This window comes from Pseudomonas sp. DrBHI1, from assembly GCF_002205115.1.
GTDB lineage: Bacteria > Pseudomonadota > Gammaproteobacteria > Pseudomonadales > Pseudomonadaceae > Aquipseudomonas > Aquipseudomonas mosselii.
This window is the reverse complement of sequence record NZ_NIBE01000124.1, coordinates 73318-99681: the sequence shown is the minus strand read 5'-3', so window position 1 is coordinate 99681 and position 26364 is coordinate 73318. Positions and strand designations below refer to the sequence as shown.

Annotated in this window: 20 protein-coding genes; 12 read left to right on the top strand and 8 right to left on the bottom strand. The window is 64.7% G+C overall.

What is annotated here, in order from left to right:
- A partial coding sequence (locus tag CC207_RS23095) for a FadR/GntR family transcriptional regulator (protein ID WP_143496171.1) occupies positions 1–426 on the bottom strand: 426 nt, incomplete at its 3' end.
- Positions 427–531: 105 nt separating this feature from the next.
- Positions 532–885: a hypothetical protein gene (locus CC207_RS23090; protein WP_028692932.1), complete on the bottom strand. Its 354-nt coding sequence runs from the start codon at positions 883–885 to the stop codon at positions 532–534.
- A 271-nt stretch (positions 886–1156) separates the two neighbouring features.
- Here CC207_RS23090 and CC207_RS23085 point away from each other — a divergent pair, with 271 nt between their 5' ends.
- On the top strand, positions 1157–6022 hold the full coding sequence (locus CC207_RS23085) for an NAD-glutamate dehydrogenase (RefSeq protein ID WP_028692933.1): 4866 nt from the start codon (positions 1157–1159) through the stop codon (positions 6020–6022).
- Between the two features lie 86 nt (positions 6023–6108).
- Here the strand turns inward: CC207_RS23085 and CC207_RS23080 are convergent, their stop codons facing one another.
- Positions 6109–6927, bottom strand: coding sequence for a pyruvate, water dikinase regulatory protein (locus tag CC207_RS23080; RefSeq protein WP_028692934.1), 819 nt, complete (start codon positions 6925–6927; stop codon positions 6109–6111).
- Positions 6928–7105: 178 nt separating this feature from the next.
- Here CC207_RS23080 and ppsA point away from each other — a divergent pair, with 178 nt between their 5' ends.
- The 8 genes from ppsA (at position 7106) to CC207_RS23035 (ending at position 15376) form a co-directional block, all read left to right on the top strand.
- On the top strand, positions 7106–9481 hold the full coding sequence (gene ppsA / locus CC207_RS23070) for a phosphoenolpyruvate synthase (protein WP_028692935.1): 2376 nt from the start codon (positions 7106–7108) through the stop codon (positions 9479–9481).
- A gap of 136 nt (positions 9482–9617) precedes the next feature.
- Positions 9618–10610: an alpha/beta hydrolase gene (locus tag CC207_RS23065; protein WP_088852827.1), complete on the top strand. Its 993-nt coding sequence runs from the start codon at positions 9618–9620 to the stop codon at positions 10608–10610.
- A gap of 121 nt (positions 10611–10731) precedes the next feature.
- A complete protein-coding gene (gene rraA, locus CC207_RS23060; protein ID WP_023630330.1) occupies positions 10732–11223 on the top strand; it encodes a ribonuclease E activity regulator RraA in 492 nt (163 codons plus the stop codon).
- A 25-nt stretch (positions 11224–11248) separates the two neighbouring features.
- Positions 11249–12244 (top strand): zinc transporter ZntB, encoded by a 996-nt coding sequence (locus CC207_RS23055; RefSeq protein ID WP_088852826.1) that lies wholly within the window; start codon positions 11249–11251, stop codon positions 12242–12244.
- Positions 12245–12454: 210 nt separating this feature from the next.
- The gene (locus tag CC207_RS23050; RefSeq protein ID WP_028692938.1) at positions 12455–12718 is read left to right on the top strand and encodes a hypothetical protein; all 264 of its coding nucleotides are present in this window, start codon (positions 12455–12457) and stop codon (positions 12716–12718) included.
- Positions 12719–12720: 2 nt separating this feature from the next.
- The gene (locus tag CC207_RS23045; RefSeq protein ID WP_028692939.1) at positions 12721–13545 is read left to right on the top strand and encodes a mechanosensitive ion channel domain-containing protein; all 825 of its coding nucleotides are present in this window, start codon (positions 12721–12723) and stop codon (positions 13543–13545) included.
- Between the two features lie 112 nt (positions 13546–13657).
- Entirely contained in the window at positions 13658–14224 is a 567-nt protein-coding gene (gene sigX / locus CC207_RS23040; RefSeq protein WP_036986838.1) for an RNA polymerase sigma factor SigX, read from the top strand.
- Positions 14225–14335: 111 nt separating this feature from the next.
- Positions 14336–15376: an OmpA family protein gene (locus tag CC207_RS23035; protein WP_028692941.1), complete on the top strand. Its 1041-nt coding sequence runs from the start codon at positions 14336–14338 to the stop codon at positions 15374–15376.
- 72 nt (positions 15377–15448) lie between these two features.
- Here the strand turns inward: CC207_RS23035 and CC207_RS23030 are convergent, their stop codons facing one another.
- From CC207_RS23030 to CC207_RS23015, 4 genes are all read right to left on the bottom strand, one after another.
- Entirely contained in the window at positions 15449–17107 is a 1659-nt protein-coding gene (locus tag CC207_RS23030) for a bifunctional protein-serine/threonine kinase/phosphatase (protein WP_062359628.1), read from the bottom strand.
- A 9-nt stretch (positions 17108–17116) separates the two neighbouring features.
- A complete protein-coding gene (locus CC207_RS23025) occupies positions 17117–18328 on the bottom strand; it encodes a NarK/NasA family nitrate transporter (RefSeq protein ID WP_069017317.1) in 1212 nt (403 codons plus the stop codon).
- 150 nt (positions 18329–18478) lie between these two features.
- Positions 18479–19054, bottom strand: coding sequence for an ANTAR domain-containing response regulator (locus CC207_RS23020; RefSeq protein WP_062359624.1), 576 nt, complete (start codon positions 19052–19054; stop codon positions 18479–18481).
- A gap of 10 nt (positions 19055–19064) precedes the next feature.
- Positions 19065–20339: a CmpA/NrtA family ABC transporter substrate-binding protein gene (locus CC207_RS23015; protein WP_088852825.1), complete on the bottom strand. Its 1275-nt coding sequence runs from the start codon at positions 20337–20339 to the stop codon at positions 19065–19067.
- 66 nt (positions 20340–20405) lie between these two features.
- On the opposite strand from CC207_RS23015, the gene CC207_RS23010 reads away from it, so the two are divergent.
- Complete coding sequence (locus CC207_RS23010; RefSeq protein ID WP_088852824.1) at positions 20406–21428, top strand: quinone-dependent dihydroorotate dehydrogenase; 1023 nt, start codon at positions 20406–20408, stop codon at positions 21426–21428.
- A 128-nt stretch (positions 21429–21556) separates the two neighbouring features.
- On the opposite strand, the gene rmf is transcribed toward CC207_RS23010, so the two are convergent.
- Positions 21557–21772: a ribosome modulation factor gene (rmf, locus tag CC207_RS23005; protein ID WP_003248687.1), complete on the bottom strand. Its 216-nt coding sequence runs from the start codon at positions 21770–21772 to the stop codon at positions 21557–21559.
- A gap of 550 nt (positions 21773–22322) precedes the next feature.
- Here rmf and rlmKL point away from each other — a divergent pair.
- Positions 22323–24521 carry a bifunctional 23S rRNA (guanine(2069)-N(7))-methyltransferase RlmK/23S rRNA (guanine(2445)-N(2))-methyltransferase RlmL gene (gene rlmKL / locus CC207_RS23000; protein WP_069017315.1) on the top strand — a complete coding sequence of 733 codons (2199 nt, stop codon included), beginning with the start codon at positions 22323–22325 and terminating at the stop codon, positions 24519–24521.
- Between the two features lie 95 nt (positions 24522–24616).
- On the top strand, positions 24617–26364 hold a 1748-nt coding region (locus CC207_RS22995), incomplete at its 3' end, for a CHASE domain-containing protein (RefSeq protein ID WP_256582316.1).

Here is a 26364-nt window from a genome sequence, read left to right as displayed (position 1 = left end):
CGAGGCCGTGGCGAAGTCGCTACGCGGGTTTTCCATGGTGCCCAGGGCGCTGGCCATGCGCGCGAGGTCGTCGGCGTCGCGGCGGCGGGCGGCGATGGCGGCGGCCTGGGTTTCGATCCACAGGCGCATCTCGAACATCTGCACCAGGTCGGGCTTGCGCCCCTGGCTGCCGGGGAAGCGGAACACCGTGCCGCTGGGCGTCTGCGAGATGTACGAGCCGAGCCCGCGGCGGGCGATCAGCACCCCGTCGGCCTTGAGCTGCGCCACGGCCTCGCGCACCACCGAGCGGCTGACATTGAGTTGTTCAGCCAGTTGCTGTTCGGTGGGCAGGCGCGATTCGGCGGCCAGGCGGCCGGAATCGATCTCGGCGCGGATGGCGCTGACGACACGTTCGACGAGGGTGTCGGGGCGCTGGAGCTCTAGCATGGACAGGGGTTCTTATTGGTCAGGTTGTCAGACAATGCCTGTCTCGATAGTGGCCTGTCAATCTCCTGAAGGCTTGCGCGGTCCCTGTAGGAGCGATGTAACAGCTCAGATTTCGGACACGAATGTCCCGGTCCCGGCAAGGATGTTCTGCAACGTTTCCTTCACTTCATCCAGGTCGGTTCCGGCGCTGGTCAGAATGATCTCCAGCGTTTCATCCCCCTTCAGCGCATCACGATCCCCCGCCGCCACCTCGATCAGCAGCCGCTGCGCGCTCAGGGTCACCTTCAGCCCGTCCAGGGTCGACGGCTCGTCATCCAGGGTCAGGTCGACGGTGTCCTCGTCCGGATAACGGGTCAGCAGGAACATCTGGCCCTTGTCGCTGTGGCAGCACAGGGTCGCCATGTTGTCTTCCTCGTCGTCACAGGGGGTGGCGAAGAGCAGGGCGGTTTTCAGTTGCATGGGCGGCTCGGGTCAATGGCAAAGGAAAGGAATTCTGACAGCCTTGGCGGCCGCGATAAACGTAAAGTTACCGCGCATTGACCGAAATTGTCGCAGCGCTGCAAGCCGCGGTGACCGTTCAGTCGTTAAGCTGCCCAGTCGGTGGACATGACGTTCATGTCCAACGCCTGGTTTTACCGTCCGGCTTGCCGCGGGTTGGCTATCGTTGATCCGTACCCGGCGGACGTACGCGACGCTTCACCTATAACAAAGCCCAAGCGGAGTACCACAGATGGCGTTTTTCACCGCAGCCAGCAAAGCCGACTTCCAGCATCAACTGCAGACGGCCCTGGCGCAGCACATCAGCGAACAGTCCCTGCCACAAGTGGCGCTGTTCGCCGAGCAGTTCTTCGGCATCATCTCTCTGGACGAACTCACTCAGCGCAGGCTGTCGGACCTTGCCGGCTGCACGCTGTCCGCCTGGCGCATCATCGAGCGCTTCGACCCCGAACACCCGCAGGTGCGGGTCTACAACCCTGATTACGAACGCCACGGCTGGCAATCGACCCATACCGTGGTCGAGGTGCTGCACCACGACCTGCCATTCCTGGTCGACTCGGTGCGCACCGAACTCAACCGCCGCGGCTACAGCATCCACACCCTGCAGACCACCGTGCTCAGCGTGCGCCGCGGCGCCAAGGGCGAGCTGGTCGAGCTGCTGCCAAAAGGCACCCAGGGCGAGGGCGTCAGCCATGAGTCGCTGATGTACCTGGAGATCGACCGCTGCGCCAATGCCGCCGAGCTCAACACCCTGAGCATGGAGCTGGAGCAGGTGCTGGCCGAAGTGCGCGGCGTGGTCGCCGACTTCGAGCCGATGAAAGCCAAGATCCGCGAGCTGCTGGAGTTGGTGGAGCAGAACGCCTTCGGCCCGGCGCAGAACGACAAGGCCGAGGTCAAGAGCTTCCTGTCGTGGCTGCTGGACAATCACTTCACCTTCCTCGGCTACGAGGAGTTTACTGTCGAGTCCGATGCCGACGGCGGCCACCTGGTCTACGACGAGGCCTCGTTCCTGGGCCTGGCCCGCCTGCTGCGCGCAGGCCTGGGCGCCGACGACCTGCGCATCGAGGACTACGCCGTCGCCTACCTGCGCGAGCCGCGCCTGCTGTCGTTCGCCAAGGCCTCGCAGCCAAGCCGCGTGCACCGCCCGGCGTACCCGGACTACGTGTCGATCCGCCAGATCGACCAGGACGGCAAGGTCATCAAGGAATGCCGCTTCATGGGCCTGTACACCTCGTCGGTGTACGGCGAGAGCGTGCACACCATCCCGTACATCCGTGGCAAGGTCGCCGAGGTCGAACGCCGTTCCAACTTCGACCCCAAAGCCCACCTGGGCAAGGAGCTGGCCCAGGTCCTCGAGGTGCTGCCGCGCGACGACCTGTTCCAGACCCCGGTCGACGAACTGCTCAGCACTGTCATGTCGATCGTGCAGATCCAGGAGCGCAACAAGATCCGCGTGTTCCTGCGCAAGGACCCGTACGGCCGCTTCTGCTACTGCCTGGCCTACGTGCCACGTGAGATCTACTCCACCGAGGTGCGGCAGAAGATCCAGCAGGTGCTGATGGAGCGCCTGAAGGCCACCGACTGCGAGTTCTGGACCTTCTTCTCCGAGTCGGTGCTGGCCCGCGTGCAGCTGATCCTGCGGGTGGACCCGAAGAACCGCATCGACATCGATCCGCAGCAGCTGGAAAACGAAGTGATCCAGGCCTGCCGTTCGTGGCAGGACGATTTCTCGGCGCTGGTGGTGGAGAACTTCGGCGAGGCCCACGGCACCAATATTTTGGCCGACTTCCCGAAAGGCTTCCCGGCCGGCTACCGTGAGCGCTTCGCCGCGCACTCGGCCGTGGTCGACATGCAGCATGTGCTGAACCTGTCCGAAGCCAAGCCGCTGGCCATGAGCTTCTACCAGCCGCTGACCCAATTGGGCGAGCGCCAGCTGCACTGCAAGCTGTACCACGCCGATACGCCGCTGGCGCTGTCGGACGTGCTGCCGATCCTGGAAAACCTCGGCCTGCGCGTGCTCGGCGAGTTCCCGTACCGCCTGCGCCACGCCAGCGGCCGCGAGTTCTGGATCCACGACTTCGCCTTCACCTACAGCGAAGGCCTCAATCTTGATATCCAGCAGCTCAACGACACCTTCCAGGACGCCTTCGTCCATATCGTCAAGGGCGACGCCGAAAACGATGCCTTCAACCGCCTGGTGCTGACTGCTGGTCTGCCGTGGCGCGACGTGGCGCTGCTGCGCGCCTATGCCCGCTACCTCAAGCAAATTCGCCTGGGCTTCGATCTGGGCTACATCGCCAGCACCCTGAACAACCACACCGACATCGCCCGCGAGCTGACCCGGTTGTTCAAGACCCGCTTCTACCTGGCGCGCAAGCTGACCCAGGAGGACCTGGACGACAAGCAACAGCGCCTGGAGCAGGCGATTCTCAGCGCCCTGGACGAGGTCCAGGTACTCAACGAGGACCGCATCCTGCGTCGCTACCTGGACCTGATCAAGGCCACCCTGCGCACCAACTTCTACCAGCCGGACGCCAACGGCCAGAACAAGTCGTACTTCAGCTTCAAGTTCAACCCCAAGCTGATCCCGGAACTGCCGAAACCGGTGCCGAAATTCGAGATCTTCGTCTATTCGCCACGGGTCGAGGGCGTGCACCTGCGCTTCGGCAACGTCGCCCGCGGCGGCCTGCGCTGGTCGGATCGCGAAGAGGACTTCCGCACCGAAGTGCTCGGCCTGGTCAAGGCTCAGCAGGTGAAGAACTCGGTGATCGTGCCGGTGGGCGCCAAGGGCGGCTTCCTGCCGCGCCGCCTGCCGCTGGGCGGCAGCCGTGATGAAATCGCCGCCGAAGGCGTGGCGTGCTACCGCATCTTCATCTCCGGCCTGCTCGACATCACCGACAACCTCAAGGACGGTGGCGTGGTGCCGCCGGCCAACGTGGTGCGTCACGATGAGGACGATCCGTACCTGGTGGTGGCGGCCGACAAAGGCACCGCGACCTTCTCCGACATCGCCAATGGCATCGCCATCGACTATGGCTTCTGGCTGGGCGACGCCTTCGCCTCTGGCGGCTCGGCTGGCTATGACCACAAGAAGATGGGTATCACCGCCCGTGGTGCCTGGGTCGGCGTGCAGCGTCACTTCCGCGAACGCGGCATCAACGTGCAGGAAGACCCGATCACCGTGGTCGGTGTCGGCGACATGGCCGGCGACGTGTTCGGCAACGGCCTGCTGATGTCCGACAAGCTGCAACTGGTGGCCGCGTTCAACCACCTGCACATCTTCATCGATCCGAATCCGGATCCGGCCACCAGCTTCGTCGAGCGCAAGCGTCTGTTCGACCTGCCGCGCTCGGCCTGGAGCGACTACGACACCAGCATCATGTCCGAAGGCGGCGGGATCTTCCCGCGCAGCGCCAAGAGCATCGCCATCAGCCCGCAGATGAAGGAACGCTTCGCCATCGAGGCCGACCGCCTGACCCCGACCGAGCTGCTGCACGCGTTGCTGCAGGCGCCGGTGGACCTGCTGTGGAACGGCGGTATCGGCACCTACGTCAAGGCCAGCAGCGAAAGCCACGCTGATGTCGGCGACAAGGCCAACGACGCCCTGCGCGTCAACGGCAACGAGCTGCGCTGCAAGGTGGTGGGCGAGGGCGGCAACCTGGGCATGACCCAGCTCGGCCGGGTCGAGTTCGGCCTCAACGGCGGCGCCACCAACACCGACTTCATCGATAACGCCGGCGGCGTGGACTGCTCCGACCACGAGGTCAACATCAAGATCCTGCTCAACGAAGTGGTGCAGGGTGGCGACATGACCGAGAAGCAGCGCAACCAGCTGCTGGGCAGCATGACAGACGAAGTCGCAGGGCTGGTGCTGGGCAACAACTACAAGCAGACGCAAGCGCTGTCGCTGGCTGCCCGTCGCGCCCGAGAGCGAATCGCCGAGTACAAGCGCCTGATGGCCGACCTCGAGGCCCGTGGCAAGCTGGACCGCGCCATCGAGTTCCTGCCCACCGAAGAGCAACTGGCCGAGCGCCTGGCGGCCGGTCACGGCCTGACCCGCGCCGAGCTGTCGGTGCTGATCTCGTACAGCAAGATCGATCTCAAGGAGCAACTGCTCAAGTCGTTGGTGCCGGACGACGACTACCTGACCCGTGACATGGAAACGGCCTTCCCGCCGTCGCTGGTAAGCAAGTTCGCCGACTCGATGCGCCGCCATCGCCTCAAGCGCGAGATCGTCAGCACCCAGATCGCCAACGATCTGGTCAACAACATGGGCATCACCTTCGTTCAGCGCCTGAAGGAGTCCACCGGCATGAGCCCGGCGAACGTCGCCGGCGCCTATGTGATCGTGCGCGACATCTTCCACCTGCCGCACTGGTTCCGCCAGATCGAGGCTCTGGACTACCAAGTCCCTGCCGAGATCCAGCTGACCCTGATGGACGAGCTGATGCGCCTGGGCCGCCGCGCCACCCGCTGGTTCCTGCGCAGCCGTCGCAACGAGCAGGACGCGGGTCGCGATGTCGCCCACTTCGGGCCGAAGATCGCCCAGTTGGGCCTGAAACTGGACGAGTTGCTGGAAGGTCCGACCCGTGAGCGTTGGATGGTCCGCTACCAAGGCTTCGTCGAGGCCGGCGTGCCGGAACTGCTGGCGCGCATGGTGGCGGGCACCACCCACCTGTACACCCTGTTGCCGATCATCGAGGCCTCGGACGTCACCGGTCACGATCCGGCGCAGGTGGCCAAGGCCTTCTTCGCCGTGGGCAGCTCGCTGGACCTGACCTGGTACCTGCAGGAAATCAGCAACCTGCCGGTGGAGAACAACTGGCAGGCCTTGGCCCGTGAGGCGTTCCGCGACGACATCGACCTGCAGCAGCGGGCGATCACCATCTCGGTGTTGCAGATGGCCGACGCGCCGCAAGACATGGATGCACGGGTGGCGCTGTGGTGCGAGCAGCACCGGGTGATGGTCGAGCGCTGGCGCGCCATGCTCGACGACCTGCGCAATGCCAGCGGCACCGACTATGCGATGTACGCGGTGGCCAACCGCGAGCTGGTCGACCTGGCGATGAGCGGGCAGGCGGCGGTGATTCCGTCCTGAGCCTGGCGTTGAGGTAAAAGAAAGCCCCGGCAGTGATGCCGGGGCTTTTTCATATCTGCTGGCACAATCTCTGTGGGAACGGTGTGTTATTTGAACCTGCGCTCCACGCCTTTCTCCACCAGAATCTTCGCCGAGATCTCCTCCACCGAGAAATGCGTGGAGTTGATGTTGGGAATGTTCTCCCGACGGAACAGGTTCTCCACCTCGCGCACCTCGAACTCGCACTGGGCAAAGCTCGAGTAGCGGCTGTTGGGCTTGCGCTCGTGGCGGATGGCGGTCAGGCGGTCGGGGTCGATGGTCAGGCCGAACAGCTTGCTGTGGTGCTTCTTCAGCACCGCCGGCAGTTGCAGGCGCTCCATGTCGTCCTCGGTCAGCGGGTAGTTGGCGGCGCGGATGCCGAACTGCATGGCCATGTACAGGCAGGTCGGGGTCTTGCCGCAGCGCGACACACCGACCAGGATCAGGTCGGCCTTGTCGTAATAGTGGGTGCGCGCGCCGTCGTCGTTGTCGAGGGCAAAGTTGACCGCCTCGATGCGCTCCATGTAGTTGGAATTGCCACCGATCGAGTGGGACTTGCCCACGGAATACGACGAATGGGCGGTCAATTCCTGCTCGAGCGGGGATAAAAACGTCGAGAAGATGTCGATCATGAAGCCATTGGACGTGGCCATGACCTCGCGGATGTCCTGGTTGACGATGGTGTCGAAAATGATCGGACGCACCCCGTCGCGCTCGGCCGCGGCGTTGATCTGCTGGACCATGGCCCGGGCCTTGTCCAGCGTGTCGATGTAGGGGCGCGTGAATTTATTGAACGGAATGCTCTCGAATTGTGCGAGCAAGCTCTGGCCCAGCGTTTCTGCAGTGATGCCGGTACCGTCGGAGATGAAGAACGCGGTTCGTTTCATTTGCACCTGGGGGCCTTAAGCTGCCGAAGATTTCTGGATATGATAGGTTCGGTTTGCCGAACGCGGTTGCTCGGCATTCTCACTTATTTTCCAGGTCCAGGCCACAAGCGTCCGGCCCAGTCAGTCAGGCAGGCGGGCGCCCTTGAGCTTTTCCAATACAGTTAGTGGAGAGATCACCTTGGTAGAGTACGTAGTTTCCCTCGATAAGCTCGGCGTCCATGATGTGGAGCATGTGGGGGGCAAGAACGCATCCCTGGGCGAGATGATCAGTAACCTCGCAGGTGCCGGTGTCTCGGTGCCGGGCGGCTTTGCCACTACGGCTCAGGCGTACCGCGATTTTCTCGAACAAAGTGGCCTCAACGACCGCATCCACGCGGCGCTCGATGCGCTGGACGTCGATGACGTCAACGCTCTGGCCAAGACCGGCGCGCAGATCCGCCAGTGGGTGATGGAAGCCGATTTCCCGGCGCGCCTGGATTCGGAAATCCGTACGGCCTTCGCCGAGATGGCCGGCGGCAATGAAAACATGGCGGTGGCCGTGCGTTCCTCGGCCACCGCCGAAGACCTGCCGGATGCCTCCTTTGCCGGCCAGCAGGAGACCTTCCTCAACATTCGTGGCGTCGACAACGTGATCCGCGCGGCGAAGGAAGTGTTCGCGTCGCTGTTCAACGACCGCGCCATTTCCTACCGCGTGCACCAGGGCTTCGACCACAAGCTGGTGGCCCTGTCCGCTGGTGTGCAGCGCATGGTCCGCTCCGAGACCGGCACCGCCGGCGTGATGTTCACCCTCGACACCGAGTCGGGTTTTCGCGATGTGGTGTTCATCACCGGCGCCTACGGCCTGGGCGAGACCGTGGTGCAGGGCGCGGTCAACCCTGACGAATTCTACGTGCACAAGCAGACGCTGCAGGCCGGCCGCCCGGCGATCCTGCGCCGCAACCTGGGCAGCAAGGCGATCAAGATGGTCTACGGCGACGAGGCCAAGGCCGGTCGTTCGGTCAAGACCGTCGAGGTCGAGCGTGCCGAGCGCGCGCGCTTCTGCCTGAGCGACGCCGAGGTAAACGAGCTGGCCAAGCAGGCGATGATCATCGAGCAGCACTACCAGCGCCCGATGGACATCGAATGGGCCAAGGACGGTGACGACGGCAAGCTGTACATCGTCCAGGCCCGCCCTGAGACCGTGAAGAGCCGCTCCAGCGCCAATGTCATGGAACGCTACCTGCTGAAAGAGAAAGGCACCGTGCTGGTCGAGGGCCGCGCCATCGGCCAGCGCATCGGCGCCGGCAAGGTCCGCGTGATCAACGATGTCTCGGAAATGGACAAGGTCCAGCCGGGCGACGTACTGGTCTCGGACATGACCGACCCGGACTGGGAGCCGGTGATGAAGCGCGCCAGCGCCATCGTCACCAACCGCGGCGGGCGTACCTGCCACGCGGCGATCATCGCCCGTGAACTGGGCATCCCGGCTGTCGTCGGCTGCGGCAACGCCACCCAGGTCCTGAAAGACGGTCAGGGCGTCACTGTATCCTGCGCCGAAGGCGATACCGGCTTCATCTTCGAAGGTGAGCTGGGCTTCGACGTCAAGCAGAACTCGGTCGATGCCATGCCGGAACTACCGTTCAAGATCATGATGAACGTCGGCAACCCGGACCGCGCCTTCGACTTCGCCCAGTTGCCCAACGCCGGTGTCGGCCTGGCGCGCCTGGAGTTCATCATCAACCGCATGATCGGCGTGCACCCCAAGGCGCTGCTCAACTACGCCGGCTTGCCGCCGGAGCTGAAGGAAAGCGTCGACAAGCGCATCGCCGGCTACGACGACCCGGTCGGCTTCTATGTCGAGAAGCTGGTCGAGGGCATCAGCACCCTGGCTGCGGCCTTCTACCCGAAAAAGGTCATCGTGCGCCTTTCGGACTTCAAGTCCAACGAGTACGCCAACCTGATCGGCGGCAAGCTCTACGAGCCGGAAGAAGAGAACCCGATGCTGGGCTTCCGCGGTGCCTCGCGCTACATCAGCGAGTCGTTCCGTGACTGCTTCGAGCTCGAGTGCCGTGCGCTGAAGCGGGTGCGCAACGAGATGGGCCTGACCAACGTCGAGATCATGGTGCCATTCGTGCGTACCCTGGGCGAAGCCAGCCAGGTTGTCGACCTGCTCGCCGAGAATGGCCTGGCCCGCGGTGACAACGGCCTGCGCGTGATCATGATGTGCGAGCTGCCGTCCAATGCCATCCTTGCCGAAGAGTTCCTCGAGTACTTCGACGGCTTCTCCATCGGCTCCAACGACCTGACCCAGCTGACCCTGGGCCTGGACCGCGACTCTGGCATCATTGCCCACCTGTTCGATGAACGTAACCCGGCCGTGAAGAAGCTGCTGGCCAATGCCATCGCCGCGTGCAACAAGGCCGGCAAGTACATCGGCATCTGCGGCCAGGGCCCGTCGGACCACCCGGACCTGGCCAAGTGGCTGATGGAGCAGGGCATCGAGAGCGTGTCGCTGAACCCGGACTCGGTGCTCGAGACCTGGTTCTTCCTGGCCGAGGGCCAGGGCGCGGCCTGATGCGCTGAAGGCAACACACTGTGGGAGCGGGCTTGCCCCGCGATAGCGCCAGATGGGACAGCAGTGTCTGCAGGTCTGGCTCAATCGCGGGGCAAGCCCGCTCCCACGTTCAAGTCACCTGTTTTTTCGTGAACCCATGCAAAGCAGCTCCACCCAATTCCCCGTCGCGTTGCTCAGTGCCGAGCGCCGCGGCGACCTCAGCGAAGATGTCTATCGGATCAAGGCCGGCAACAGCCCCGACCCGAGCGTCGAGCTGGCCGTCACCCGCCTGGGCCTGGCCGACCAGGATCGCGCGCAGGGCGTGCCGGTCATCCTCCTGCACGGCAGTTTCTCCAACCGGCGCTTCTGGTACTCGCCCAAGGGCGTCGGCCTGGGCGCCTACCTGGCCCGCGCCGGGTTCGATGTGTGGATCCCGGAGATGCGCGGCCATGGCCTGTCGCCGCGCAACCGCGACTGGCGGCAGAACCGCGTGGCCGACTATGCCCGCTACGACCTGCCGGTAATCGGCGCTTTCGTTCGTGAGCAGGCCGGGCAGGCGCCGCACTGGGTCGGCCACTCGTTGGGTGGCACCACCCTGGCGGCGGCCCTGGGCAGCGGTTGCCTGGATACCGCGCTGGTGGCCAGTGCGGCGCTGTTCGGCACCCAGGTCAGCCGGGTCTACTGGCCGCTGAAAGTGCCGCCGGTGGAGTGGGGCGCGCGGGTGTTGCTCAAGCGCTTCGCGCAGATCTCGGGCTCGCGCCTCAAGCGTGGCCCTGAGGACGAACCTATCGGTTTGGCCTTGGAGAGCCTGCGCTGGAATGGCCTGTTCGGCCGCTTCGGCGACAAGGACAAGGACTGGTGGGCGGGCCTGGCCGAGGTCGAGGTGCCGCTACTGGCGGTGGCCGGGGCCGGCGACTTCCAGGACCCGGTGTGGGCCTGTCGCAAGCTGTTCGAGCAGTTCGGCGGTGACGCCAGGCAGTTCCTGCGCCTGGGGCGCGAGGAGGGCTTCGAGGCCTTCGGACATGTCGACATGCTGGTCAGCAAGGCGGCGCAAACCCAGGTGTGGCCGCTGGTGGAGCGCTGGTTGAGGGATCCGCGAGTGCCGGTGCATGCCTCGACGGTGGTGATGGAGCCGGTGCCCGCCAATTGATTGCGTGTCGGCATCTTCGCAGGTAAAGGCGAACTGACTGCTCGGTCCCGGATGACTGCCGGCCTCCTGCGGTGTAGCCTTGCTCCACATCCGCTTTCGTTGTGACTGACAGGAGTTTCCCATGCAGCATTACGTAACGCCCGACCTGTGCGACGCCTACCCGGACCTGGTCCAGGTGCTCGAACCGATGTTCAGCAACTTCGGCGGCCACGACTCGTTCGGTGGCCAGATCGTCACCATCAAGTGCTTCGAGGATAACTCGCTGGTGAAGGAGCAGGTCGAACTCGACGGCAAGGGCAAGGTCCTGGTGGTCGACGGCGGCGGCTCGCTGCGCCGCGCGCTGCTGGGCGACATGCTCGCCGAGAAGGCCGCGAAGAATGGCTGGGAAGGCCTGCTGATCTACGGCTGCGTGCGTGACGTGGACGTGCTGGCGCAGACCGATGTCGGCATCCAGGCCCTGGCCAGTCACCCGATGAAGACCGACAAGCGCGGCATCGGCGACCTCAATGTCGCGGTGACCTTCGCCGGCGTGACCTTCCGCCCGGGCGAGTACGTGTATGCCGACAACAACGGCGTGCTGGTCTCGCCAAGCCCGCTGAAGATGCCCGAGTGACGCGCCGTACACCGATGGAGCTTTGATGTTCGAGGAAGACAACGCGCAGTGGGGCCTGGTGCATGCCCTGGTGCTCGATGGCAAGGGTGGCGCGCGCTCGATCGCCCGCACCGAGCTGGACGACCTGCAGCTGCAGCCCCAGGAGAGCCTGTGGCTGCACTGGGATCGCAGTCACCCGCAGACCCGCACCTGGTTGCTCCACGACAGTGGCCTCAGCGAGTTCGCCTGCGAGCTGCTGCTGGAGGAAAACACCCGCCCACGCCTGCTGCCGCTGGTCGACGAGCAGATGCTGCTGTTCCTGCGCGGGGTCAACCTCAACCCGGGCGCCGAGCCCGAGGACATGGTCTCGGTGCGCATCTTCGCCGAGGCGCGGCGGGTCATTTCCCTGCGTCTGCGGCCCCTGCGGGCGAGTGACGAGGTCTTGCAGCAACTGGACGAGGGCAGGGGGCCGAAGACTGCCTCCGAACTGCTGTTGCTGATGGGCGAGCTGTTGACCGAAAAGGTCCAGGCGCTGGTCAGTGACCTGTCAGAAGCGGTCGATCTGGAAGAAGAAAAGGCAGAATCCGACGAACGGTATTCTCCGGCCCAGGGCAGCCTGCAGCAGATCCGTCGCCGCGCCGCCGGCCTGCGGCGTTTCCTCGCCCCCCAGCGCGACATCTATGCCCAGCTGTCGCGCAATAAATACAGCTGGTTCGCCGATGCCGATGGGGACTACTGGAACGAGCTGAACAACAGCCTGATCCGCTACCTCGAAGAGCTCGAGCTGGCCCGCGAGCGCGCCGCGCTGGTGCTGGAAAGCGAGGACCGGCGGCGCAGCGAGCGGATGAACCGGACCATGTACCGGTTCGGCATCATCACCTGCATATTCCTGCCCATGAGCTTCGTTACCGGGCTGCTTGGCATCAATGTCGGCGGAATTCCGGGGGCGGAAAACCCCTACGGCTTCCTGTTCGCCTGCATCGTCGTGCTGGGGCTGGCGGCAGGGCAGTGGTGGATGTTTCGGCGGTTGCGGTGGGTTTGACATCGAAGGGGCCGCTGCGCAGCCCATCGCGACACAAGGCCGCTCCTACAGGGATCGCGTTTGCCTGTGGGAGCGGCCTTGTGTCGCGATGGGGCGCGCAGCGGTCCCTGAGTAGTGGCCAGCGGAGGCATTTTGAAACATTCGTCCCAGTGGCAGGTGTGACCCGTCGTCACCAGCCCTCGTCTTTGACTGACATTGCGCGAGGTGCCCATGCACGATCCGTTTGAAGAATCCCTGCGCGACCTGCTCAAGGCGTCGCCGTCCGGCCAGGACCGCGACGACGCCGCCTGCCTGGGTCGCGTGCTCAAGACCGCCAACCGCCAGGTCGGCGCGGGCGATCTGTTCAGCCTGCTTGGCCGCTGGAGCCAGGCGCTGCTGATCGCCGTGAACAATGGTTCGGCGCACGTCGCGCCGGTCCGTCGCAACTCTACCCGCAAACCTGCCGCCGGCAGCAACGCAGATAAGGCCGATTGAATATGGAACTCGATCTCTGGACCCAGAGCTTGGTCACCGCCATGACTGCCCTTTGGACCAAAGTGGCGAACTTCATCCCCAACCTGTTCGGCGCGCTGGTGGTGGTGCTGCTTGGTTTCGTCGTGGCCAAGCTGCTCGACACCCTGCTGTCCAAGGTGCTGGCCAAGTTCGGCCTGGATCGCCTGATGAGCGGCACCGGGCTGACCAAGATGCTCGCCCGGGTCGGCATCCAGGTGCCGATCTCGACCCTGATCGGCAAGATCGTCTACTGGTTCGTGCTGCTGATCTTCCTGGTCTCGGCCGCCGAATCCCTGGGGCTCGAGCGGGTCTCGGCGACCCTCGACATGCTCGCCCTGTACCTGCCCAAGGTGTTTGGCGCGGCCCTGGTGCTGCTGGCCGGCGTGCTTCTGGCGCAACTGGTCAACGGCCTGGTGCGCGGTGCCGCCGAGGGCATTGGCCTGGAATACGCCGCCGGCGTCGGGCGCATCGCCCAGGGCCTGGTGATCATCATCAGCATCTCGGTGGCCATCAGCCAGCTCGAGGTCAAGACCGACCTGCTGAACCACGTGATCGTCATTGGCTTGATTACCGTTGGTCTGGCAATTGCATTGGCGATGGGGCTGGGCAGCCGGGAAATCGCCGGGCAGATCCTGGCCGGCATCTATGTGCGCGAGCTGTACCAGGTCGGCCAGCAGGTGCGCATTGGCGAGGTCGAAGGCCACATCGAGGAGATCGGCACGGTCAAGACGACCCTGCTGACCGATGAGGGCGAACTGGTGTCGCTGTCTAATCGCGAGCTGCTCGAGCAGCGCGTGAATAGCCGCTAACCGCGCAAAAGCTGTTAATGTATGCCGCCGCAAAAATCGGCCCAGGGGCCGAGCGGCGACATTGACCTGACTGTCGGCCAGATCCGTTTTGAATAAAGTTCATTCGCCGCCCATGCGCTATGACCCCCGCGAGCTCACCGACGAGGAGTTGGTGGCGCGATCGCATGAGGAGCTGTTTCACGTCACCCGCGCCTACGAGGAGCTGATGCGCCGCTACCAGCGCACGCTGTTCAACGTCTGCGCGCGCTACCTGGGGAACGATCGGGATGCCGACGATGTCTGTCAGGAGGTGATGCTCAAGGTGCTCTACGGGTTGAAGAACTTCGAGGGCAAGTCCAAGTTCAAGACCTGGCTCTACAGCATCACCTACAACGAATGCATCACCCAGTACCGCAAGGAGCGTCGCAAGCGCCGGCTGATGGATGCCCTGAGTCTGGACCCTGTCGAAGAGGCGTCCGAGGACAAGGCACCGAAGCCGGAGGAAAAAGGCGGGCTGGACAGATGGCTGGTGCATGTGAACCCGATCGACCGGGAAATCCTGGTGCTGCGATTTGTCGCAGAGCTGGAATTCCAGGAGATCGCGGACATCATGCACATGGGCCTGAGCGCCACGAAGATGCGCTACAAGCGTGCGCTCGACAAGCTTAGAGAGAAATTTGCAGGCCTGGCTGAAACTTAGTTGTCAGCAAATACCTCTAACCAATCGGCAAGTTCTGCTAGACTTGCCGTCGAGTTGTCCCCCCGGATTTTGGTGGGACTGCTTAACTATCACCAGATGGGGATTTAACGGATGAAATTGAAAAACACCTTGGGCTTGGCCATTGGCTCGCTCGTGGCCGCTACTTCGTTCGGCGTTCTGGCTCAAGGCCAAGGCGCTGTCGAAATCGAAGGCAACGTCACCAAGCAGTACTACGACAGCGAACGTAACTTCAAGAACGACGGCACCAACCCAGGTGTCCGCCTCGGTTACTTCCTGACCGACGACGTCTCCCTGGACCTGGGCTACAACGAGACCCACAACGCGCGTGGCGAAGTCTTCAACAAAGACATCAAAGGCTCCAAGACCAAGCTGGACGCCACCTACCACTTCGGTACCGTCGGTGACGCCCTGCGTCCGTACGTTTCCGCTGGTTTCGCTCACGAGAGCCTGGGCCAGGCCACTCGTAACGGCCGTGACCACTCCACCTTCGCCAACGTTGGCGCTGGCGCCAAGTGGTACATCACCGACATGTTCTTCGCCCGTGCCGGCGTCGAAGCCATGTACAACATCGACAACGGCAACACCGAGTGGGGCCCGACCGTCGGTCTGGGTCTGAACTTCGGTGGTAGCGGTGGCCAGAAAGCCGCTCCTGCGCCGGCTCCGGTCGCCGAAGTCTGCTCCGACAGCGACAACGATGGCGTCTGCGACAACGTCGACAAGTGCCCTGACACCCCAGCCAACGTTACCGTTGACGCTGATGGCTGCCCGGCTGTTGCCGAAGTCGTTCGCGTTGAACTGGACGTCAAGTTCGACTTCGACAAGTCGGTCGTCAAGCCAAACAGCTACGGCGACATCAAGAACCTGGCTGACTTCATGAAGCAGTACCCACAGACCACCACCACCGTGGAAGGTCACACTGACTCCGTCGGCCCAGACGCTTACAACCAGAAGCTGTCCGAGCGTCGTGCCAACGCTGTCAAGCAAGTCCTGACCCAGCAGTACGGCATCGAATCGAGCCGTGTTGACTCGGTTGGCTACGGTGAGACCCGTCCGGTCGCCGACAACGCCACCGAAGCTGGTCGCGCCGTCAACCGTCGCGTAGAAGCTCAGGTAGAAGCCCAGGCCAAGTAATTGGTTTGACGCTTCACGAAAAACCCGGCCTTGGCCGGGTTTTTCTTTGCCTGCGATTTGTCGCGAATGCGCTCAGGGCTTGAGCAGCACCAGCAACAACACCATGTTCAACAGCAGTGACACCAACCCAATCGTTCGCCATACCTTCAACGGCTCGCGCTCCAGCAGCGGCCGTGGCCGCTCGGTCAGCTCCTGGCGATCTCCCCGCTCCAGCAACAGCAACCACTGCTCTGCGGTCTCGAACCGCTGCGCGGGGTCGGCGGCCACCGCCTGCAACAGGTTACGCTGCAACCATTCCGGTAGATCCGGCCGATAACGCGCCGGGTTCACTGGCGTACCGAAACGCGGCCGCTGGAACGCCTCGACCTCGCCGTAGGGGTAATGGCCGGTGAGCAGGTGGTAAAGCGTCACGCCCACGGCATACAGGTCCTGGCGCGGCGCGGGGGGCTGGCCGTCGAAGGCTTCCGGGGCGAGAAACGAGGGTGTGCCCGGCAAGGCATGGGGCGGGTCTTCGCAAAGCCCAGGGCAGTACGCCAGCCCAAAGTCCAGCAGGCGCAACTGGCCATCGCTGCCGTAGTGCAGGTTCTCCGGCTTGATGTCGCGGTGCAGCAGGTTGCGCCGATGCAGCACGCCGACGGCTTGCAGCAGCTGGCGGGCGACCTCCAGCCATTGCGCCAGCGGCAGCGGGGGCTGTCCGCTGAGGGGCGTGCCGGGGTAATCGCGCATCAGGTAGTACAGATGCTGGCGTTGACTGGCCGGGTGCACCTCAGGGAAGTGACGGCCGGCGACACGGCGTAGGAACCACTCTTCCAGCAGCAGCGCCTGGGCGGCCCCGGGCTCCTGGTCGCGTGACTGCGGCAGGGTCTTGAGCAGCCAGGGTTGGCCGTGCGGGTCGCGGACCCGGTACAGCAGCGATTGCCGACTCTGGGCCAGCAGGCCGTCGACTTGCCAGCCATCGATCGACTGGCCGTCACGCAACGCACCTGGCAGCGGCCAGTGCTGGAGTTGCGCCAGCGTGTCGCCCAGATTGCTGGCGCCCAGTTGATCTACTCGCACCAGCAAGGCGCTGGCGTTGTCCTGGCTGCCGCAATGGTGGGCACTGGCAACCAGGGTTTCGGCGGCCATCTGCAGGTCGGGTTGTTCGCGCAGGATCGCGCGGATGTGCGCATCGCCCAGGCTGGCCCACACGCCGTCGCTGAGCAGCACGAAGCACTCGCCTTCGCACAGGTCGCCTTCCAGGTAGTCCACCAGCAGTTGCTGGTCCAGCCCCAGCGCGCGCTTGAGCACGTGCTGCATGCCGGGCTGGTCCCAGACATGGTCTTGGCTCAGGCAGTGCAGCTGGTCGGCTTGCCAGCGATACACCCGGCAATCGCCGACATGGGCCAGGGTGAATCGCCGCCCGCGCAGCACCAGGGCGCTGAGGGTGGTCAGCAGTGGCTGGCCATTGCCTTGGGCACGCAACCAGCGGTTCTGCGCCGTGAGCAGGCGCTCCAGCGCCTGCGTCACGGCCCAGGTGGCGGGCGTGGCGTAGTAGTCCAAGGCCAGGGCCTGCAGGCTGGAGCGCGCCGCCAGGCCACCATCGGCGCACTGGCTGACGCCGTCGGCCAGTGCGCACAAGTAACCTTTGCTGGCGGCCAGCTCCGGCGCGGGGGTCACCAGGCGCAGGGCGTCCTGGTTTTCCGGGCGAGGTCCGGTGGCGCTGGCCTGGGCAAAGCTCAGTTGCAGGCTCATGGCGCGGCCTCAGACCCGCGCGGCGGTGATCGCCGCCGAGCCCCAGGTGGTGCGCCAGCGTTGCTTGACACCATGCAGGCCGACCCAGGCCAGCAGGCCGAGGCTGGCGAACAGCCACAGGCCGAGCTGGTAGTCGCCGGTATGCTGCTTGATGGTGCCCAGGCCTGCGGCAAGCAGGAAACCGCCGATGCCGCCAGCCATGCCGATCAGCCCGGTCATTACGCCGATCTCCTGACGGAAGCGCTGTGGTACCAGTTGGAACACCGCGCCGTTGGCGGCGCCCAGCCCGAGCATGGTACTGACGAACAGGGCCAGGGCCGCCGCAGCGCTGGGCAGGTTGAAGCCCACTGCGGCGATACACACGGTGGCCACGCCGTACATTGCCAGCAGGGTGCGAATTCCGCCGAAGCGGTCGGCCAGGGCACCGCCGAGGGGGCGCATCAGGCTGCCGGCGAACACGCAAGCGGCGGTGTAGTAGCCCGCGGTCACTGGGCTCAGGCCGTACTGGTCGCTGAAGTAGCCGGGCAGGGTGCTGGCCAGGCCGATGAAGCCGCCGAAGGTCACGCTGTAGAAGAACATGAACCACCAGCTGTCGCGATCACCCAATGCCTTGAGGTAGTCGGCCATTGCCTTGGGCCTTGGACGTTGCGGTGCATTGCGCGCCAGCAGGGCGAACAGGACGAGGGTCAGCAGCAAGGGCAGCAGGGCGAAGCCGAACACATTGTTCCAGCCGAAGCCCGCCGCCAGCGCCGGGGCCAGCAGCGCGGCGAACACCGTGCCGGAGTTGCCGGCGCCGGCGATGCCCATGGCCTTGCCCTGGTGCTGGGGCGGATACCATTGCGAGGCCAGCGGCAGGGATACGGCGAACGAGGCCCCGGCAAAGCCGAGGAACACGCCCAGCAGCAACGCCTGCTCGTAGCTGTGAACGCCCAGGTGCCAGGCGCAGGCCAGGGCGACGATCACGATGACCTGGCCGATCAGCCCGGCGGTCTTGGGCGACAGGCGATCGACCAGTAGCCCCATGGCAAAGCGCAGCACCGCGCCGGCCAAGATCGGCGTGGCCACCATCAGCCCCCGTTGCTGGGCGCTAAGCTGCAGGTCGGCGGCGATCTGCACCGCCAGGGGGCCGAGCAGGTACCAGACCATGAAGCTCAGGTCGAAATACAGGAAGGCGGCGAACAGCGTGGGCACATGCCCGGATTTCCAGAAGCTCGTATTCATCGAACACCTCGTTGGGCGCGGAAACGAAAAGACGCCGCTGCCCGGTCCACGGCCGTGGAAGGGCGAGCGACGTCTTTGTCGGGGGTATGGGGGCAACCGCCGTTGGCTACCGGGGCGATTTCAGCAAGAGCCGGGCCAAGTCTGCTGGCGTCAGCCCAGTATCTCCGACATCGCGATGATCTGTTCCGCCACCTGGATCAGCTTCTGCTGACGGCTCATGGCCTGGCGGCGCATCAGGGTGTAGGCGTGTTCCTCGTTGCAGTCCTTCATCTTCATCAGCAAGCCCTTGGCCTGCTCGATGCGCTTGCGCTCGGCCAACTGCTGGTCGCGGGCCAGCAGTTGGGCCTTGAGCGCTTGATCGCTTTCGAAGCGGGCCATGGCCACGTCGAGGATTGGTTGCAGGCGCGTGGCCTGGATGCCCTCGACGATGTAGGCGCTGACCCCGGCCTGTATCGCCTGGCGCATCACGCCGGGGTCATGCTCGTCGGTGAACAGCACGATAGGGCGCGGGCGGTCGCGGCTGACCAGCACCACCTGCTCCATCACGTCACGGCCCGGTGACTCGGTATCGATCAGCACCACGTCCGGGTGCACTGTTTCGACACAGGCGGGCAGGTCGATGCTCAGGCTGCCGGCCTCGATGACTTCGAAGCCGGCCTCGATCAGGGCAGCCTTGAGGCGGCCGACCTTTTTTTCCGTGTCGTCGATCAGCAGGATGCGCAACATGCCCGTGTCCTCAGCGACGGACGCGGGCGTCGGGCGCCGCGTCCAGGGCGTGCAAGTGGAAGCTGCGCGCATAACCATGCGGGTCGCTGCCGTCCCAGCGGCTGCCGTCGATCAGCAGGCTGCTGCGCATGGGCGGGTCGGCGCAGGGTACGCCCAGCGCCGTGGCAGCCTCGCGGTACAGCGCCAACTGCTGCACCTGGCTGGCGACTGCCAGGTAGTCCGGGTCGTCACGCAGCAGGCCCCAGCGGCGGAACTGGGTCATGAACCACATGCCGTCGGACAGGTAAGGCAGGTTGGTCCGACCCTGGTCGAACAGGCGCAGGCCGTGAGGGTCGTGCCAGCGATGGCCCAGGCCGTCCTGGTAGTCGCCGAGCAGGCGCGGCTCGATGCTGCCGACCGGGGTGTTCAGGTAGGCGCTACCACTGAGCAGTTGCGCGGTACCACGACGGTTCTCCTGACTCTGCTCGATGAAGCGCGCGGCGGCGAGTACCGACTTGATCAGTGCCCGGGCGCTGTTGGGGTACTGTTCGACGAAGCCGTGGGCACTGGCCAGGACTTTTTCCGGATGATCGGGCCAGATCGACTGGCTGGTGGCCAGGGTGAAGCCCTGCCCCCTGGCGAGGGCATCCGCTGACCAGGGTTCGCCGACACAGAAGCCGTCGATGCGCCCGGCCTGCAGGTGGGCGGCCATCTGCGCCGGCGGCACTACCACGCTGGTGACGTCGTGCAGCGGGTGGATGCCCTGGCTGGCGAGCCAATAGTACAGCCAAAGGGCATGGGTGCCGGTGGGAAAGGTCTGGGCGAAGGTCAATCGCGCACCCTGCTGGTGCACGAGCCGCGCCAGTGCCTCGGGGCTGGTCACGCCTTTGCGTTGCAGTGCAGGGGAGAGGTTGATGGCCTGGGCGTTCTGGTTCAGGCCCATGAGCACGGCCAAAGGGCTGGCAGGTACGCCGCCGATGCCCAGGTGTACTGCGTACACCAGGCCATAGAGGCAGTGGGCGGCGTCCAGCTCGCCACTGACCAGCCTGTCGCGCAGCCCGGCCCAGGAGGCTTGGCGGCGCAGGTTGAGGGTCAGGCCGAACTGCTGGGCGAAGCCCTGGGTGGCAGCGACCACCACCGAGGCGCAGTCGGTCAGGGCCATGAAGCCGATGTCCAGGCTGGGCTTTTCCGGCGCGTCGCTGCCGTTGACCCAGGCCAGGGGCGTTGTCGGGAGGGCTGTGTTCACGAAAATCCTCGGGCGATCGCGGATGGCTGCATGCAACAGACTTAGCAACCCATGTGCCATGGCCCTGTCGCCCCGGCGGCGCGCTGGCTATAATCGCCCCCTCACACACCGCGAGTCCGCCCGCCCATGTATACCCTGGCCCGCCAGCTGCTGTTCAAGCTCTCCCCGGAAACCTCCCATGACCTCTCGCTGGACCTGATCGGCGCCGGTGGCCGCCTTGGGCTCAACGGCCTGCTGTGCAAGCAGCCGGCGGCGTTGCCGGTAACGGTGATGGGCTTGAACTTCGCCAACCCGGTTGGCCTGGCCGCCGGCCTGGACAAGAACGGCGCGGCCATCGACGGCTTTGCCCAGCTGGGCTTCGGCTTCGTCGAGATCGGCACCGTGACGCCGCGTCCGCAGCCGGGCAACCCCAAGCCACGGCTGTTCCGCCTGCCGGAGGCCACCGCCATCATCAATCGCATGGGCTTCAACAACCTGGGCGTCGATAACCTGCTGGCGCGGGTACGTGCCGCGAAGTACACCGGTGTGCTGGGCATCAACATCGGCAAGAACTTCGACACCCCGGTCGAGCGGGCCCAGGACGACTACCTGATCTGCCTGGAGAAGGTCTACAACGACGCCAGCTACATCACCGTCAACGTCAGCTCGCCGAATACCCCGGGCCTGCGTTCATTGCAGTTCGGCGACTCGCTCAAGCAACTGCTCGATGCCCTGGCCGAGCGCCGTGAGAAACTGGCACAGGCGAACGGCAAGCGCGTACCGCTGGCGATCAAGATCGCGCCGGACATGAGTGACGAGGAGATCGCCCTGGTGGCTGCGGCGCTGGTCGAATCGGGGATGGATGCGGTAATCGCCACCAATACCACCCTGGGGCGCGAGGGTGTCGAAGGCCTGCCGTATGGCGGCGAGGCCGGCGGCTTGTCGGGTGCGCCGGTGCTGGAGAAGAGTACCCACACGGTGAAGGTGCTCGCTGGTGAGCTGGGCGGCAAGCTGCCGATTATCGCTGCGGGCGGGATCACCGAGGGGCGCCATGCGGCTGAGAAGATTGCCGCAGGGGCGAGCCTGGTGCAGATCTATTCGGGCTTCATCTATAAAGGCCCGGCGCTGATCCGCGAAGCGGTGGATGCCATCGCCGCGATGCCAAGGTAGTTTCGAGGGACATTTCGCGCATTGATGCAGGACAAGGGCATAAAAAAGGGCCCCTTCAAAGGGGCCCCTGGGCCGCAGCCCGCCGCCCGGATAGGGCGCGCATGGTGACTCGAATTCAGCGTCCTCGTTCAGCCAACGGCGTGATTTTCGTTGAGTCTATGAATGCCAGCGGTGCCGGTCATGCCATCCCAGTTGTCGCCGCGACCTTCGCGCCAGCCGTTGATCCAGGCTTGGCGTACAGAGGGTAGATTGAAGGGGCAAAGTTCGCGGGATTTGCCGGTGACCCCATACTGGTAGCCACGTGAATATGCTCTTTCCAACGGATCACGCTTAAGTCTTCTCATAGGGTGTTGCCCTCACTTGTTGACTGTAATGTCCCGTCGGCCTCTCCGAGGCCGGGCAGAATCGTTCTGCCGGTGTGCGCCCGCTGCCGGCGTCGCGGGCTGGAAGTGCCGCCCCGTTGCGGTGCGGCCTGAGATCAGTTCTAACGAATGCGAGTCACAGTGTGAATGATCGATTTGTCATAAGGACGTAACCTTTCCGAGGGTGAGGGGATAAGTAAATAAATGCGACTCAACCTTGTTTGCCGTTGAGCCCGCTATGATCAGGGTTTAGTCAACCTTGACGTCAATTGGCCAGCGTTGCTGGATGATCACAGTAATATTTGGTAATGCGACGAAGGGTCACATCTGAGCCCCACGTCCACGCAATTTTCATACTGCCCGACGATCAAAGCTTCTTGCGCCACCCGGCAAAGGAGTGATCGACCGGGCGGCCAGGCTTGGCGAGCGTTTCGCCGGGCCACCCGGACGCCTGCTGGAAAGGCGTCCGGGCAAACAGCGGCAGCCGATGCGTCGGCTTGCCATTTACCTAGCCAAAGGCTCTGGATTGCACATGTCGGACCGTTTCGAACTTTACCTTACCTGCCCCAAGGGTCTTGAAGGCCTGCTCGCCGAGGAGGCCCGCCAACTGGGGTTGAATGAGGTGCGTGAGCACACCTCGGCCATTCGCGGCGATGCCGACATGGAAACCGCCTACCGCCTATGCCTCTGGTCGCGCCTGGCCAACCGCGTGTTGCTTGTGCTCAAGCGCTTCTCGATGAAAAACGCCGACGACCTGTACGACGGCGTACACGCCGTCGACTGGGCCGACCATCTGGCGGCCGATGGCACCTTGGCGGTGGAATTCAGCGGCCATGGCTCGGGCATCGACAACACCCATTTCGGCGCCCTCAAGGTCAAGGATGCGATCGTCGACAAGCTGCGCAACCGCGAAGGCCTGCGCCCGTCGGTAGAGAAGGTCGACCCGGATGTGCGCGTACACCTGCGCCTGGACCGCGGCGAGGCGATTCTGTCCCTCGACCTGTCCGGCCACAGCCTGCATCAGCGTGGCTATCGTCTGCAGCAGGGCGCTGCGCCCCTGAAGGAAAACCTGGCGGCGGCGGTGCTGATCCGCGCCGGCTGGCCACGCATCGCGGCCGAGGGCGGCGCCTTGGCCGACCCGATGTGCGGCGTGGGCACCTTCCTGGTCGAGGCGGCAATGATCGCCGCCGATATCGCCCCCAACCTCAAGCGCGAGCGCTGGGGGTTCAGCGCCTGGCTCGGCCATGTGCCGGCGCTGTGGCGCAAGGTACACGATGAGGCCCAGGCCCGTGCCCAAGCCGGCCTGGCCAAGCCAGCGCTGTGGATCCGCGGCTATGAGGCCGACCCGCGACTGATCCAGCCCGGGCGCAACAACGTCGAGCGCGCGGGCCTCGGCGACTGGGTGAAAATCTACCAGGGCGAGGTGGCCAGCTTCGAACCGCGTCCGGACCAGAACCAGAAAGGTCTGGTGATCAGCAACCCGCCGTACGGCGAGCGCCTGGGCGACGAAGCCAGCCTGCTGTACCTCTATCAGAACCTCGGCGAGCGCCTGCGCCAGGCCTGCATGGGCTGGGAGGCGGCGGTGTTCACCGGTGCGCCGGAGCTGGGCAAGCGCATGGGTATCCGCAGCCACAAGCAGTATGCCTTCTGGAACGGCGCGTTGCCGTGCAAGCTGTTGCTGTTCAAGGTCCAGCCCGACCAGTTCGTCACCGGTGATCGTCGTTCGGTCCAGGCCGAGGCGACTGAGGGCGAGCCTCGTCGTCAGGCCCCGGTGGCCAGTGAGCCGGCGCGCCTGTCGGAAGGCGCGCAGATGTTCGCCAACCGCCTGCAGAAGAACTTCAAGCAACTGGGCAAATGGGCTCGCCGCGAGAAGGTCGATTGCTACCGTGTATACGACGCTGACATGCCCGAGTATGCCCTGGCGGTCGATCTGTATCACGACTGGGTGCACGTGCAAGAGTATGCGGCGCCGCGTTCGATCGATCCGGACAAGGCCCAGGCACGTCTGCTCGATGCGCTGAGCGCGATTCCCCAGGCCCTCGGTGTCGATCCGCAGCGCGTGGTGCTCAAGCGCCGGGAACGCCAGACCGGCACCCGCCAATATGAGCGCCAGGCCACCGAAGGACGCTTCCAGGAGGTCAATGAGGGCGGCGTCAAGCTGCTGGTCAACCTCACCGACTACCTGGACACCGGGCTGTTCCTCGATCACCGCCCGATGCGCATGCGCATCCAGCGCGAGGCGGCGGGCAAGCGCTTCCTCAACCTGTTCTGCTACACCGCCACGGCCACCGTGCATGCAGCCAAGGGCGGCGCGCGCAGCACCACCAGCGTGGACCTGTCGAAGACCTACCTGGACTGGGCACGGCGCAACCTGTCGCTCAACGGTTTCTCCGAGCGCAACCGCCTGGAGCAGGGTGATGTCATGGCCTGGCTGGAGAATGCCCAGGACAGCTACGACCTGATTTTCATCGACCCGCCGACCTTCTCCAATTCCAAGCGCATGGAAGGGGTGTTCGACGTGCAGCGCGACCATGTGCAGCTGCTCGACCTGGCTATGGCGCGCCTGGCCCCGGGCGGTGTGCTGTACTTCTCCAACAACTTCCGCAAGTTCCAGCTCGACGAGCACTTGGCGACGCGGTACGTGGTGGAAGAGATCAGCGCCCAGACCCTGGACCCGGACTTCGCCCGAAACAACCGTATCCACCGCGCCTGGCAGCTGCGTCTGCGCTGAACCGACGAGGTACGTGGCACGCCTGCTGGCCAGTGGCTATAAATCAGGACAGGGCGGGACAATACGCAGGACGCTGACCTTGGTTGGAGTCCTCTATGTCGAACCCGGGCGTACCTGTGAAGCAGCTTGGCCTGGTCGGCGACGAGTTGTCGGCCTGGGGCGTGGCCCTGGCGGCGCTGGTCGCCGGGGCGTTGCTCACGGCGGCTCTCGCAATCGCCACCCAGACCTTCTACCAGCAGCAACTGCGCCAGCGCTTCGAGCTGCTGGCCAGCGAGCGCTACAGTCGTATCGCCGAGCGTTTCGAGGAACAGGCGCAGCGCCTGGATGGCCTGCGCCGGTTCTTCACCTATTCCACTGACATCACCCCCCGCGAGTTCGATGGCTACGCACGTCCTTTGCTGCATCACACCCAAGCCTACTCCTGGGCACCGCGGGTAGAGGCGGCGCAGCGCGAGGACTTCGAGCGGCGCGCGAGTGCCTCGCTCGGCCAGCCTTACCAGATACGCGACCTGGACGACCACGGTGCTTGGCAGGTAGCGCCTGCGCGCGATCATTACTATCCGGTCCTGTACACCCAGGCGGCGAGCCGCCAGGCCCAGCCCTATGGTTTCGACCTGGGTGGACAGGTCCTGCGCGCCGCGACCCTGGCCCGGGCCGCGAGCCCCGGCAGCATGGCCGTGTCGGCGCCGCTGGACATGATCAATGTCCAGCCGGACTATACTCGTGGCCTGTTGATTGTCGCCCCGGTGTTCACTGATGGGGCGCCCAGGGATGAGCCTCCCCGGGGTTATGTCATGGCCTTGCTGAGTCTGCATCAGCTGATCGCCGAGAGCCTGCCGACGGTGGCCGACGACAACCTGGTGGTGCGCATTGTCGACCTGTCCACGGAGGGTGGGCACGAGTTGCTTTTTGATTCGGGGATGGCGCCAGTGCGCATGGGCTTTACCAGCAGTCACCTGCTGCATCTTGCCGATCACCACTACCAACTCGATATTCACCCCAGCCTGGGTTTTCTCGCCGCCAACCGCTCATCGGCGGTGCCGGTGGTGGCGTTGCTCGGCGGTCTGCTCAGTGTGTTGCTGGCGCTACTGCTGTACAGCCTGTTCAGTCAGCGCCAGCGCGCCCTGGGCCTGGTGGCTCGGCGCACCGCCGAGCTGCGCATCAGCGAGCAGTCATTGCGCGAAACCCACAACCAGTTGCGTAGCGTGCTCGATGCCGCGACTCAGGTGGCGATCATCGCCACCAGCCTGCGCGGAGTGATCGGTACGTTCAATGCGGGCGCCGAGCGCATGCTGGGCTATTCGGCCGGCGAAGCGCTGGGCCAATTGCGGCTGGAAGATCTGGTCTTGCCCGAAGAGTTGCACCAGCGGGCCCATGCCTTGAGCGTGCGCTTTGGTCGCGAGGTTGGCGCGGGTCAGGCGATGTTCGCCGAGACCGTGCAGGAGGGCGGCGCGGAGCCAGCGGACTGGACGCTGGTGCGCAAGGATGGCAGCCACCTGCTGGCCAATATGCTGGTAACGGCGGTGCTGGACGAGCAGGGGTTGTGGGTGGGCTACCTGGCGATCTGCATCGATGTCACCGAGCGGCGCCGGGTGCACGAGGCCTTGGCGGCCCGCGACCGGCTGCTGGAAAAGCTCAGTGCCGAGGTGCCTGGTGGGATCTACCAGTATCGCCTGAACGCCGATGGACATTCCTGTTTCCCCTACGCCAGCCAGGGCCTGCACGACATCTACGAGGTGGACCTGGCGTTGCTGCGCCAGGACGCCGCGGCGGTGTTCGAGCGCATCCATCCGGACGACCTGGAGCGAGTGCGGCGCTCGGTGCGTTACTCCGCCGAGTACCT

Coding starts and splice junctions, on each gene's coding strand:
- rraA (WP_023630330.1), top strand. CDS start 10,732: ATGCAGCATTACGTAACGCCCGACCTGTGCGACGCCTACCCGGACCTG.
- CC207_RS23080 (WP_028692934.1), bottom strand. CDS start 6,927: ATGAAACGAACCGCGTTCTTCATCTCCGACGGTACCGGCATCACTGCA.
- CC207_RS23035 (WP_028692941.1), top strand. CDS start 14,336: ATGAAATTGAAAAACACCTTGGGCTTGGCCATTGGCTCGCTCGTGGCC.
- CC207_RS23025 (WP_069017317.1), bottom strand. CDS start 18,328: ATGAATACGAGCTTCTGGAAATCCGGGCATGTGCCCACGCTGTTCGCC.
- sigX (WP_036986838.1), top strand. CDS start 13,658: ATGCGCTATGACCCCCGCGAGCTCACCGACGAGGAGTTGGTGGCGCGA.
- CC207_RS23010 (WP_088852824.1), top strand. CDS start 20,406: ATGTATACCCTGGCCCGCCAGCTGCTGTTCAAGCTCTCCCCGGAAACC.
- CC207_RS23030 (WP_062359628.1), bottom strand. CDS start 17,107: ATGAGCCTGCAACTGAGCTTTGCCCAGGCCAGCGCCACCGGACCTCGC.
- CC207_RS23090 (WP_028692932.1), bottom strand. CDS start 885: ATGCAACTGAAAACCGCCCTGCTCTTCGCCACCCCCTGTGACGACGAG.
- CC207_RS23045 (WP_028692939.1), top strand. CDS start 12,721: ATGGAACTCGATCTCTGGACCCAGAGCTTGGTCACCGCCATGACTGCC.
- CC207_RS23020 (WP_062359624.1), bottom strand. CDS start 19,054: ATGTTGCGCATCCTGCTGATCGACGACACGGAAAAAAAGGTCGGCCGC.
- CC207_RS23055 (WP_088852826.1), top strand. CDS start 11,249: ATGTTCGAGGAAGACAACGCGCAGTGGGGCCTGGTGCATGCCCTGGTG.
- CC207_RS23015 (WP_088852825.1), bottom strand. CDS start 20,339: ATGGCACATGGGTTGCTAAGTCTGTTGCATGCAGCCATCCGCGATCGC.
- CC207_RS23085 (WP_028692933.1), top strand. CDS start 1,157: ATGGCGTTTTTCACCGCAGCCAGCAAAGCCGACTTCCAGCATCAACTG.
- rlmKL (WP_069017315.1), top strand. CDS start 22,323: ATGTCGGACCGTTTCGAACTTTACCTTACCTGCCCCAAGGGTCTTGAA.
- rmf (WP_003248687.1), bottom strand. CDS start 21,772: ATGAGAAGACTTAAGCGTGATCCGTTGGAAAGAGCATATTCACGTGGC.
- CC207_RS23065 (WP_088852827.1), top strand. CDS start 9,618: ATGCAAAGCAGCTCCACCCAATTCCCCGTCGCGTTGCTCAGTGCCGAG.
- CC207_RS23050 (WP_028692938.1), top strand. CDS start 12,455: ATGCACGATCCGTTTGAAGAATCCCTGCGCGACCTGCTCAAGGCGTCG.